The sequence below is a fragment of the Streptomyces sp. NPDC005898 genome, from assembly GCF_040629635.1.
Classification (GTDB): domain Bacteria; phylum Actinomycetota; class Actinomycetes; order Streptomycetales; family Streptomycetaceae; genus Streptomyces.
Window position 1 is genome coordinate 1 of sequence record NZ_JBEXWC010000012.1, and the last position, 11,843, is coordinate 11,843.

The 11,843-nt window shown below is 72.8% G+C and carries 6 protein-coding genes; 2 read left to right on the forward strand and 4 right to left on the reverse strand.

What is annotated here, in order from left to right; all coding sequences use genetic code 11:
* Positions 1-50 precede the first annotated feature (50 nt).
* On the reverse strand, positions 51-3,587 hold the full coding sequence (mfd, locus tag ABZ385_RS17920; RefSeq protein ID WP_358912107.1) for a transcription-repair coupling factor: 3,537 nt from the start codon (positions 3,585-3,587) through the stop codon (positions 51-53).
* A gap of 393 nt (positions 3,588-3,980) precedes the next feature.
* On the opposite strand from mfd, the gene ABZ385_RS17925 reads away from it, so the two are divergent.
* Positions 3,981-5,255, forward strand: coding sequence for a DUF2079 domain-containing protein (locus tag ABZ385_RS17925; protein ID WP_358912256.1), 1,275 nt, complete (start codon positions 3,981-3,983; stop codon positions 5,253-5,255).
* A 111-nt stretch (positions 5,256-5,366) separates the two neighbouring features.
* Here ABZ385_RS17925 and ABZ385_RS17930 read toward each other — a convergent pair whose 3' ends face one another.
* Both ABZ385_RS17930 and ABZ385_RS17935 read right to left on the reverse strand, forming a co-directional pair.
* Entirely contained in the window at positions 5,367-7,949 is a 2,583-nt protein-coding gene (locus ABZ385_RS17930; protein ID WP_358912109.1) for an FtsX-like permease family protein, read from the reverse strand.
* The gene (locus ABZ385_RS17935) at positions 7,946-8,734 is read right to left on the reverse strand and encodes an ABC transporter ATP-binding protein (protein ID WP_358586852.1); all 789 of its coding nucleotides are present in this window, start codon (positions 8,732-8,734) and stop codon (positions 7,946-7,948) included. Before ABZ385_RS17935 ends, ABZ385_RS17930 begins: the two co-directional genes overlap by 4 nt.
* A 330-nt stretch (positions 8,735-9,064) precedes the next feature.
* Between ABZ385_RS17935 and ABZ385_RS17940 the strand changes: the two genes are divergently transcribed.
* Positions 9,065-10,600, forward strand: coding sequence for an MDR family MFS transporter (locus ABZ385_RS17940; RefSeq protein ID WP_358586865.1), 1,536 nt, complete (start codon positions 9,065-9,067; stop codon positions 10,598-10,600).
* Between the two features lie 276 nt (positions 10,601-10,876).
* On the opposite strand, the gene ABZ385_RS17945 is transcribed toward ABZ385_RS17940, so the two are convergent.
* Complete coding sequence (locus ABZ385_RS17945) at positions 10,877-11,779, reverse strand: cellulose-binding protein (RefSeq protein ID WP_358912111.1); 903 nt, start codon at positions 11,777-11,779, stop codon at positions 10,877-10,879.
* Between the last annotated feature and the right edge of the window lie 64 nt (positions 11,780-11,843).

Sequence of the window (11,843 nt, forward strand, 5' to 3'; positions counted from 1 at the left end):
CGGTGTGGCCGCGCGCCAGCGGGACATCCTCGCGGAGATCCGCGAGGGCGTCACGGACGAGGACTACGTCCACACCCTGAAGGTCCTCCAGCGGATCCGAGGAGTTCGCGGCCGACCAGCGGCTTGCCGCCGACCTTCGCGGTCTTGGGGCGCGGCACCAGGATCTGGTGGGCGTTCGCCCTGATGACCGTGCCCGGGTAGAGGCGCTTGAGCCGCAGCTCCTGCGACTCGCGCAACTCCACCGGCGCGAAGCGGATGTTGTTGCCCTGGAGGACGATCTCGCCGACCTCGCAGGCCCGCGCGAGCATCCGCAGGCCCGCGACGAGCAGGAGGTTCTCCACCGGCTCCGGCAGCTTGCCGTAGCGGTCGGTCAGCTCCTCGCGCACCGCCTTGACGTCCTCCTCCGTGGTGGCGGAGGCGATCGCCCGGTAAGCCTGGAGGCGCAGCCGCTCGCCGGGGGCGTAGTCGTGCGGGACGTGCGCGTCCACCGGCAGCTCGATCTTGACCTCCAGGGGCGGCTCCTCCTCCACCCCGCCCTCCAGCGAGGCGCGGTAGTCGGCCACCGCCTCGCCGACCATGCGGACGTACAGGTCGAAGCCGACGCCCGCGATGTGCCCGGACTGCTCGCCGCCGAGGAGATTGCCGGCGCCGCGGATCTCCAGGTCCTTCATCGCCACGTACATGCCCGCGCCCATCTCCGTGTGCTGGGCGATGGTCGCCAGGCGCTCGTGGGCGGTCTCCGTGAGGGGCTTCTCCGGCGGGTAGAGGAAGTAGGCGTAGCCGCGGTCGCGGCCCCGGCCGACGCGGCCGCGCAGCTGGTGGAGCTGGGAGAGGCCGAAGTTGTCGCCGCGCTCCACGATCAGGGTGTTGGCGTTGGAGATGTCGATGCCGGACTCGACGATCGTCGTGGAGACGAGCACGTCGAACTTCTTCTCCCAGAAGTCCACGACGACCTGCTCCAGGGCCTGTTCGCTCATCTGGCCGTGGGCGATCGCGATCCGCGCCTCGGGCACGATGTCGCGCAGCCGGGCCGCCGCGCGGTCGATGGACTCGACGCGGTTGTGGATGTAGAAGACCTGGCCCTCGCGCAGCAGTTCACGGCGGATGGCCGCGCCGATCTGCCTCTCCTCGTAGGGGCCCACGAAGGTCAGGACCGGGTGGCGCTCCTCGGGCGGGGTGGTGATCGTGGACATCTCCCGGATGCCGGTGACCGCCATTTCGAGCGTACGGGGGATGGGGGTGGCCGACATGGTGAGCACGTCGACGTTGGCCCGCAGCTTCTTCAGCTGCTCCTTGTGCTCGACGCCGAAGCGCTGCTCCTCGTCGACGATGACCAGGCCGAGGTCCTTGAACTTGGTCTCGGAGGAGAACAGGCGGTGCGTGCCGATGACGATGTCCACCGAGCCGTCGCGCAGCCCCTCCAGGGTCGCCTTGGACTCGGTCTCCGTCTGGAAGCGGCTGAGCGCCTTCACGTTGACGGGGAACTGGGAGTAGCGCTCGGAGAAGGTGCCGAAGTGCTGCTGCACCAGGAGCGTGGTGGGCACGAGGACGGCGACCTGCTTGCCGTCCTGCACCGCCTTGAAGGCCGCGCGCACGGCGATCTCCGTCTTGCCGTAGCCGACGTCGCCGCAGATCAGGCGGTCCATCGGGACCGTCTTCTCCATGTCCTCCTTGACCTCGGCGATCGTGGTCAGCTGGTCGGGCGTCTCCGCGTACGGGAAGGCGTCCTCCAGCTCGCGCTGCCAGGGCGTGTCGGGGGCGAAGGCGTGGCCGGGCGCGGCCATGCGGGCGGAGTACAGCTTGATGAGGTCGGCGGCGATCTCCTTGACGGCCTTCTTCGCGCGCGCCTTGGTCTTGGTCCAGTCGGCGCCGCCGAGGCGGTGCAGGGTCGGCGCCTCACCGCCGACGTACTTGGTGATCTGCTCCAGCTGGTCGGTGGGGATGTACAGCCGGTCGCCGGGCTGGCCGCGCTTGGCGGGGGCGTACTCCACGACGAGGTACTCGCGGGTCGCACCCTGGACGGTGCGCTGCACCATCTCGATGTAGCGGCCGACGCCGTGCTGCTCGTGGACGATGTAGTCGCCGGCCTCCAGGGTCAGCGGGTCGATCGTCTTGCGGCGGCGCGCGGGCATGCGCCGGCCGTCCTTGCCGGCCGCCTTCTGGCCCGACAGGTCGGTCTCGGTGAGGACGGCGAGCTTCAGCGCGGGGTCGACGAAGCCGAAGTCGATCGAGCCGCAGGAGACGTGCACCAGCGACGGCGTCAGCTCGGTGAGGTCGCCGTCCAGGCGGGCCGCGATGCCCTCGCCGCCGAGGACCTCCACGGTGCGGGCGGCGGGGCCGTGCCCCTCGGTGACGTAGACGGTGCGCCAGCCGTCGGCGAGCCAGCCCTTGGTGTCGGCCAGCGCCTTCGCGGTGTCGCCGCGGTAGGACTCCGGGGCGTGCATGCCGAGCTTGAGGGTGTCCGCGTCCAGCTCCTCGTCGGCGGCGAAGGGGCTCACCGACCACCACATCATGCCGAGGTCGCGCGCGTGGTCCCGGACGTCCGCGATGCCCCACAGGGAGGCCGCGCCCACGTCGATCGGCGCCTCCCCGCCGCCGGCCGTCGCCGCCCAGCTGGCCTGGAGGAACTCCTGCGAGGTCGCCACCAGGTCCGCCGCGCGCGTGCGCACCCGCTCCGGGTCGCAGACCACCGCCATGCTGTTCTTCGGCATGACGTCGAGCAGCAGCTCCATCTCGTCCACCAGGACCGGGGCGAGGGACTCCATGCCCTCGACGGCGATGCCCTCGGCGATCTTGCCGAGCAGCTCGCCCAGCTCCGGGTGGCGCTCGGCGAGAGCCGCGGCCCGCTGCCGTACGTCATCGGTGAGCAGCAGTTCACGGCAGGGCGGCGCCCACAGGCCGTGCTCGGCGACCTCCAGGGAGCGCTGGTCGGCGACCTTGAAGTAGCGGATCTCCTCGACGTCGTCGCCCCAGAACTCCACGCGCAGCGGGTGTTCCTCGGTCGGCGGGAAGACGTCGAGGATGCCGCCGCGCACGGCGAACTCCCCGCGCTTCTCGACCAGCTCGACCCGCGCGTACGCGGCCGCCGCGAGCGCGCCGACGACCTCGCCCAGGTCAGCGCTCTGCCCGGCGCGCAGGGCCACGGGCTCCAGGTCGCCCAGGCCCTTGACCTGCGGCTGGAGCACCGAGCGGACGGGCGCGACGATGACGGAGACCGGGCCGGTCTCGGGGTCGTCCGGGCGGGGGTGGGCCAGGCGCCGCAGGACCGCGAGGCGGCGGCCGACCGTGTCGGAGCGGGGCGAGAGACGCTCGTGCGGCAGCGTCTCCCAGGAGGGGTAGTCCACGACGCCGTCCGGCGGCAGGATCGTGCGCAGCGCGGCGGCCAGGTCCTCCGCCTCGCGGCCCGTGGCCGTCACGGCGAGGACGGGGCGGCCGCTCTCGCGGGCCAGTGCCGCCACGGCGAAGGGGCGCGCCGCGGGCGGCCCGACCAGGTCGACGTGCGAGCGGTGGCCGTCGGTGGCGGCCTTGACCGCCTCGGCGAGTGCCGCGTCCTTGACGACAGCGTCGAGCAGACCGTGCAGGCTCATGGAAGGCTTTCTCTCGGGCCGGGGGGCCTCCAGCCTACGACTCCGGGTCGGCCGGCGCGGGCCCTTGGCCCGGGGTGCCCGGTGGGGCGGGGCCGTGTCTGGCGCACAATGTTGCGACAACGGGATGGGAAGGCCCCCGCCACGGGGGCTCCGCCCCGGACCCGCTCCTCGGACGCCGGAGGAGCCGAATCCGACCAGGAAGTCACCCCCATGCCCGGAGCACAGCCCGACGCCCCCGCGCAGGAGCGCGGCGACGAGCTCATACCGTCGCGGGACCAGGCCCGTCCCGGCCCCCGCCCAGGGACCCGCGGCGTCTGGGACCGCGTCCCGCCTCTCCTCGCCGGCGCGCTGTTCCTCGCGTACGCCGTCGTGTCCGTCGGGCGCCACCGGCGCATGGAGACCCGCTCCTGGGACCTCGGGATCTTCGAGCAGGCCGTGCGGGCCTACGCGCACCTCCGGGCGCCGGTCGCCGACCTCAAGGGGCCCGGCGCCAACATCCTCGGCGACCACTTCAGCCCCGTCACCGCGCTCCTCGCGCCCGCCTACCGGCTCTTCCCCTCGCCCGTCACCCTGCTCGTCGCGCAGGCGCTGCTCCTCGCCCTCTCCGCGATCCCCGTCACGCGGGCCGCGACCCGGCTGCTCGGGCGGGTGTCGGGGCTCGCCGTCGGGGTCGCCTACGGCCTGTCCTGGGGCATCCAGCGTGCCGTCGACTTCGACTTCCACGAGATCTGCTTCGCCGTACCGCTGATCGCGTTCTCCCTGGAGGCCCTGCTGCGGCAGCGGTGGCGGGCCGCGCTGCTGTGGGCGCTGCCGCTGGTCCTCGTCAAGGAGGACCTCGGGCTCACGCTCGCCGCGATCGCGCTCGTCGTGGCGTTCCGCGCGCACCGGCGCGGCCACGCGAAGGCGGTGCCCGAGGCCCTCGCCGTCGCCGCCTTCGGCGCGGTCGCCGCCCTGGTCACGCTCACCCTGGTCATTCCCGCGTTCAACTCGGGCGGCGCGTACGACTACTGGGACAAGGTCGGGGAGGGCGGCGCGGCCTCCGGGGCGTTCGACGGGCTCGGCACGAAGCTGCGCACCCTCGCCTGGCTGCTGATCCCGACCACCGGGCTGCTCGCCCTGCGCTCGCCGCTGCTGCTGGTCGCGCTGCCCACGCTCGGCTGGCGCTTCCTGTCCGGCGACGACCACTACTGGGGCACCGACTGGCACTACAGCGCCGTCCTGATGCCGGTGCTGCTGCTCGCCCTCGTCGACGCCGTGGACGTCTCCCGCCGCAGCGGGCGGCCGTGGCTGCGCCAGTACGCCGACCGGCTGCCGGCCTGTGTCGCGGCCGCCGCGCTCGCCCTGACCACGTCCCTGCCGCTCGCGGGTCTCACCGAGGCCGGCACCTACCGCAAGAGCGGGCAGGTGGTGGCGGTGGAGCGGATGCTGGAGCGGGTGCCGGACGACGCCACCGTGGAGGCGAACATCGGGCCCATCAGCCGGCTCACCTCCCGCGCCCGCGTCTTCTGGGTGGGCGCGGCCCGCCCGGTCGTCCCCCGGTACGTGGCCCTCGACATCCGCTCGGGCTGGACGAAGGACCCGGTCGCGTACGCCGAGAAGCTGCATCCCGGCACCCATTACGTGGCGGAGGACGCCGCGTACGGCTACGTCCTGCTGCGCAGGGTCTGAGGCAAGGCCGCCGCGCGGGGCACGGGCGGGGGCACGGACGGCAGACGGCCCCGGCGGACGCGCGTCGCGCGTTCGCCGGGGCCGGTCTCCCCCGCACCCCCGTGGCGGAGGCTATTCGGTGGCGATCGCGTTCAGGACGTTCATCCGGCCGGCCCGGAAGGCGGGGACCAGCGCGGCGAACAGGCCCACGAACGCCGACCCGATGAAGACCGCGATGATCGTCGGCCACGGGATCTCCAGGACCTTCAGTCCCTCCAGGGCGAGGAGCTTCTGGGCCGTCGCCCCCCAGCCCATGCCGAGCCCGAGGCCGAGCAGCGCCCCGAAGAGGGCGATGACCACCGACTCCAGGCGGATCATGCGGCGCAGCTGGCGGCGCGAGAGGCCGATGGCCCGCATCAGGCCTATCTCACGGGTGCGCTCGACCACCGAGAGGGCCAGGGTGTTCACCACGCCGAGGATGGCGACGATGATCGCGAGGCCGAGCAGGCCGTAGACCATGTTCAGCATCTGGCCGACCTGGTTCTTCAGGTCCTCCTTGAAGTCCGTCTGGTCCATGACCTTGTACTGGGGGTAGGTGGCCAGGGAGTCCTTCAGGGACTTGTAGGCGGCGTCCTGTTGGCCCTTGTCGGCCGTGGCGAACATGATCGAGTTCTGCGGCATCCGGTCCGCCGGGAGGTACTTCGCCACGGTCGTGATGTTCGTGTACATCGCGCCCTTGTCGACGGAGCTTTCGTCCGAGGTGATCGCCGCGAGCCTCAGCTCGGCCGTCCTGCCGTGCTCGAAGGCGAGCTTCACCTTGTCGCCGACCTTCAGCCTGTACTTCTTCGCGAAGTCGTCACCGACCGACATGGCGTTCTCGCCGTAGGCGGCGGACAGTTCGCCGGCGACCGTCTCGCGGCGCAGGTCCTCGGCGTACGTCGGGTCGGCGGCGCTGAGGCCGATGCCGTCCGCCGTCCTGCCGCCGGGCGTGGTCAGGTCCGCCTCGACCTCCTTGTAGCGGGTGATGTGGCCGATGTGGTCTGCCTTCCCCAGGGCCGCGGCGGCCTTCTCCGTGATGAAGCCGCCGGGCTGGGTGGGCCGCACGATGAAGTCGGCGCCGACGGACTTGTCCAGCTCGTCCGTGGCGGAGGCGACCATCGAGGAGCCGACCACCGAGAGGCAGGCGACCAGCGCGAGGCCGATCATCAGGGCCGCGCCGGTGGCGCCGGTACGGCGCGGGTTGCGCAGGGCGTTGCGCTCGGCCATCCGGCCGACCGGGCCGAAGACCCGCAGCAGGACCGCGCTGAGGACCCGGACGACACCGGAGGCGAGCACCGGGCCGATGACGACGAAGCCGATGAGGGTCAGGACGATCCCGCCGCCGAGGAAGAGCGAGCCCTCCTTGGCCTCGTCGGCCCGCGCGGCGGTGTAGAGGCCGAGGACGCCGACGCCGGTGAGGACCAGGCCGATGACGGCGCGCAGCGCGCCCGCCCTGCCGTCGGCCGGGGTGCCCGCGTCGCGCAGGGCGGCCATCGGGGAGACCTTGCCGGCCCGGCGCGCGGGCAGGTAGGCGGCGAGGACGGTGACGACGACGCCGAGAACCATGCCGACCACGGGGGTCGTCCAGTTGACGGTGAGGTCGCCGGTGGACAGTTCCATGCCGATGCCCGACATGAGCTTCATCAGTCCGACGGCGAGGCCGATGCCCGCGCCGACACCGAGGAGGGAGCCGAACACGCCGAGCAGCAGGGCCTCGACGAGCACGGAGCGGTTGACCTGCTTGCGGCTGGAGCCGATGGCGCGCATCAGGCCGATCTCGCGGGTGCGCTGGGCGACCAGCATCGAGAACGTGTTGATGATCAGGAAGATGCCGACGAGGAAGGCGATCCCGGCGAAGCCGAGCATCGCGTACTTCATGACGTCCAGGAAGCTGCTGACGGACTTGCGGTTGTCGTCGGCGGTCTCCTTCTGCGTCTTGATGTCGTAGGCGCTCTTGTCCAGGGCGGCCGCCACGTTCGCCTTCAGCCGGGTGTCGCTGACGCCCGCGGCGGCGGTGAGGTTGAGGTGGGTGAACCGGCCGGTGGCGCCGAGCAGTTCGCGCTGGGCGGTGGCGGTGTCGAAGTAGACGATCGCGGCGCCCGGGTTGGTGACCTTGAAGGTGGCGATGCCGGAGATCTTCGCGGTGTGCTCGCCGGTGGCGGCGATGGTGCGCAGCCTGTCGCCGATCCTCAGGTCGTGCTTGTCGGCCGTGTCGGCGTCGACCATCATCTCGGTGGGTCCGCGCGGGGCGTGGCCCGAGGTGATGTCCATCGAACGCAGTTCGTTGCGCGTCCAGTTGCCGGCGATGGTCGGGCCGCCGTTGCTCGGGCCCAGGTTCTTGTTGTCGGAGTCGACGACGGTCACGCTCTGGCTGGCGACCGCGCCCTCGGCGGCCCGGACGCCGTCGGCCTTCTTCACCTCGGTGAGGACGGAGGCGGGCAGCGACTCCGGTCTGCCGCTGCGCGGTGCCTCGTTCGGGTCCTCGGCGGACTTGGGGGAGACCGTGACATCGGCGGACGTCGCCGCGAAGAGCTTGTCGAAGGTGGTGCCCATCGTGTCGGAGAAGACGAGCGTGCCGCACACGAACGCCACCGACAGGACCACGGCCACCGCGGAGAGCGCCATCCGGCCCTTGTGCGCGAAGAAGTTGCGCATCGAGGTCTTGAGGACGGTCATGACGTGCGCCCCCGGGCGTCGAAGGACTTCATGCGGTCCAGGACCTGGTCGGCGGTCGGGTGGTGCATCTCGTCCACGATCCGGCCGTCGGCGAGGTACAGCACCCGGTCCGCGTACGAGGCGGCGACCGGGTCGTGCGTGACCATCACGATGGTCTGGCCCAGGTCGGTCACCGAGCGGCGCAGGAAGCCCAACACCTCGGCCCCGGCACGGGAGTCGAGGTTCCCGGTCGGCTCGTCACCGAAGATGATCTCCGGCTGGGAGGCGAGCGCGCGGGCCACGGCGACGCGCTGCTGCTGGCCGCCGGACAGCTCGGTCGGGCGGTGCTTGAGGCGCCCGGCGAGGCCCACGGTCTCCACGACCTGGTCGAGCCAGGCACGGTCGGGCCTGCGGCCGGCTATGTCCATGGGGAGCGTGATGTTCTCCAGCGCGTTGAGCGTCGGGAGGAGGTTGAACGCCTGGAAGATGAAGCCGATCCGGTCCCGGCGCAGCTGCGTGAGCTTCTTGTCCTTCAGGCCGGTGATCTCGGTCTCGTCCAGGTGGATCTGCCCGGAGGTGACGGTGTCGAGACCGGCGAGGCAGTGCATCAGGGTGGACTTGCCGGAGCCGGAGGGACCCATGATCGCGGTGAACTGCCCGCGGGCGATGTCCACGTCGATGTGGTCGAGCGCGACGACCCGGGTCTCCCCCGAGCCGTACGCCTTCACGACCTGGCGTGCCCGTGCCGCCACGGCCGTACGCCCTCCAGTGCCCCCGTGCCTGGGTGTGGTCACAGCCGATGTCACGGTACGTCTCCTATGTCGGTCATGCGGTGAAGCGGATGTCGTGAAGTCTTCGCCGTACGAAGAAGTCTGGTGCCCCCGAGTGGCCCGGCGCCCTGGTGCTCGGCCCAGTCTTTTGCGGGGGAAAACCCCACCCCCACGGGTGCGGTGCGCCATAAAGCCAATCTAAGGACCGGCCGGGGCCCGCTCATCCTCCGGCAGTACGAGCCCTCCCCGGTCCGTAGTACGGAGGTTCCCCTAGGGGATCTCCACCCGCTGGTGGAGGTCGCCTCAGGGTTCGCTCCACCCTGCCCTCCACCCCCTACGGGTGAGAAAGTGGCCCGCAGCAACTGGGTGCAGGGGGAAGGGATCGCCGTGGACGCGCAGCACGCGATACGCAACCGGGGCGCGGTCGTCGCCGCGCTGATGCTGGCCATGGCGCTGACCGCGGTGGACGCCACGATCGTGTCGACCGCCGTCCCCCAGATCGTGGGCTCGCTCGGCGGCTTCCCGATCTTCTCCTGGCTCTTCTCCGGGTACCTCCTGGCCGCCACGGTCACCCTGCCCGTCTACGGCAAGCTCTCCGACACCTTCGGCCGCAAGCCCGTGCTCCTCACGGGCTGCGTGCTGTTCCTGCTCGGCTCGGCCCTGTGCGCGCTCGCCTGGAACATGGAGTCGCTCATCGCCTTCCGCGTCGTGCAGGGCCTCGGCGGCGGCGCCATCCAGGGCACCGTCCAGACGCTCGCCGCGGACCTGTACCCGCTGAAGGAACGCCCCAGGATCCAGGCGCGGTTGTCGACCGTGTGGGCCGCCTCGTCGGTCGCGGGCCCGGCCCTCGGCGGCCTCATCGCCTCCTCGGCCCACTGGCGCTGGATCTTCCTCGTCAATCTGCCGATCGGGGCGCTCGCCCTCTGGCTGATCGCGCGTCACCTGCACGAGCCGGCCCGGGAGGCGGTGGCGCGGGGCCGCGTCGACTGGCCCGGCGCGCTCGCCGTCTTCGCCTGCGGCGGCGTACTGCTGACCGCGCTCGTACAGGGCGGCGTCGCCTGGCCGTGGCTCTCGGCGCCCTCGCTCGCGCTGTTCGCCGCCGGGCTCGCGCTGGTGGCCGTCGTCGTCCTCGTCGAGCGGCGGGCCGCGGAGCCGATCATCCCCGGCTGGGTGTGGCGGCGGCGCACCATCGCCGCGGTGAACCTCGCGCTCGGCGCGCTCGGCCTGCTGATGGTCGCCCCCACGGTCTTCCTGCCCGCCTACGCCCAGTCCGTGCTCGGACTCGCCCCGGTCGCCGCCGGGTTCGTGCTCTCCGTGATGACCCTGAGCTGGCCGGTCTCCGCCGCGTTCAGCCAGCACGTGTACCGCAGGATCGGCTTTCGGGACACCGCGGTCGCCGGCATCCTCGCGGCCGCCCTGATCCTGTGCGCCTTCCCCCTGCTCCCCTACCCCGGCAGCGCCTGGCAGCCCGCGCTGGTCATGCTGCTCCTCGGCGCGGCGCTCGGCCTCGTCCAGCTGCCGCTGATCGTCGGCGTGCAGTCCACCGTCGGCTGGGCCGAGCGCGGCACCGCCACCGCGTCCGTCCTGTTCTGCCGCCAGATCGGCCAGACCCTCGGCGCCGCCCTCTTCGGCGCGGTGGCCAACGGCGTACTGAGCGCACGGCTGGGCGGCTCCGGCTCACTCGACTCCGTGGCCCGCGCCCTGGAGGACCCCGGCTCCGTCGCCGACCCGGAGCGGCTGCGCCGGGCGGTGGACGCGGCGGTCGACGCCGTCTACATCGGCGCGGCCTGCGCGGCCGCCCTCGCCCTGCTCGCCCTGCTCCTCGTCGCCCCGCGCCGCTTCCCGGTCCTCAAGGACCCTCGCCCACAAAAGGACCTCCAGCACCGAAGCAGCACGGGGTGACGGGGCGGGCGGGGGTTGACCGGGGCGCACGGGCGGGCGCGGGGTGGACGGGCGGGCACGGGTGCCGGGCCGCCGCGGTGGACGGGCCGGCCCGAGTGCACGCGGCGCCGCGGTGCACGGGCGGGCATGGGTGAGCGGACGGGCACGGGTGACGGGCCGCCACGGGGTGGACTGGCCCGCATGGTGTGGACGGGGTGGAGGGGCCGGGCACGGGGAACGGGCCGGGCGGCGGAGAGATCCGCCGTGTGGCGCCGGGGCGGCCCCGCGCCGGAGGGGCTACGGCGTCTCCTCCGCCGGGGCCCGGCCCGTGAGGGCCGCGAGGCTGCTCCGTACGTGATCCATGTGTGCCCGCACCTCGTCCCAGCGCTCCCCGTGCTCCCGCAGCACCCGCTCCGTCTCCCGGATGATCCGCTCCTCCCGCAGCCGCGCCTGGGCGACGATCTCCGCGCCCCGCGCCTGCGCGTCCTCCTCCCCGTGCCGCGCGGCCTCCTCCGTCTCGGCGAAGGCCCGCTTGGCCGCGGCCAGCCGCGCCTCGGCGGCGGCGATCCGCTCCGTGTCGCGCGCGTCCGCCGCCGTCTCCCGCTCGGCGATCTCCCGCTCGGCCGCCTCCCACCGCTCGGCCTGCTCCTTCTCCCGCTCGGCGAGCAGCCCCTCGCACCGCTGCCGCGTCTCCCGCAGCGCGGCCAGCGCCTCGCCGCGCCACTCCTTGACGTCCCGCCGGGCGGAGATGCGGGCGTCGTCGGCCGTGGCCCGGTCCTCCAGGAGCCGCCGCCTGACCCACTCGTCGGCTTCGGCGGTCACCTCGTCGGCGTACGCGCGGGCCGCCTCCCGCGCCTCGCGCCCCTCGGCGTCCGCCTCCTCCGTCTCGGCCCGCGCCTGCGCCCGCGCCGCCTCCCCCACGGCGGCCGCCTCCGCCTCCGCGAGCGCCAGGATCTGCCGGGCCCGTTCGCCGAGCGTCTCGTACGTCTGCGGGGCGAGCCGTGAGACCGCGTCCCGCAGCTGCTCGGCCCGGGCCTCCATGTCCTTGGCCAGTACGGTCAGCCGGGCGGCGCGCTCCCACGCATCGTCCCGCTCCCGGGAAAGACCGGCCGCGTACGCCTCCACCTGCCGGGGCCGGTAGCCGCGCCCACGCACGGTGGTGAAGCCGTGCGGCGACGGCGATGCACCGCTGCTGCTCATCCTGGGAACCCCTCTCCGACGTACCTCACGCGTACAGCGCGATTGGCGCACATCTTGATGGATC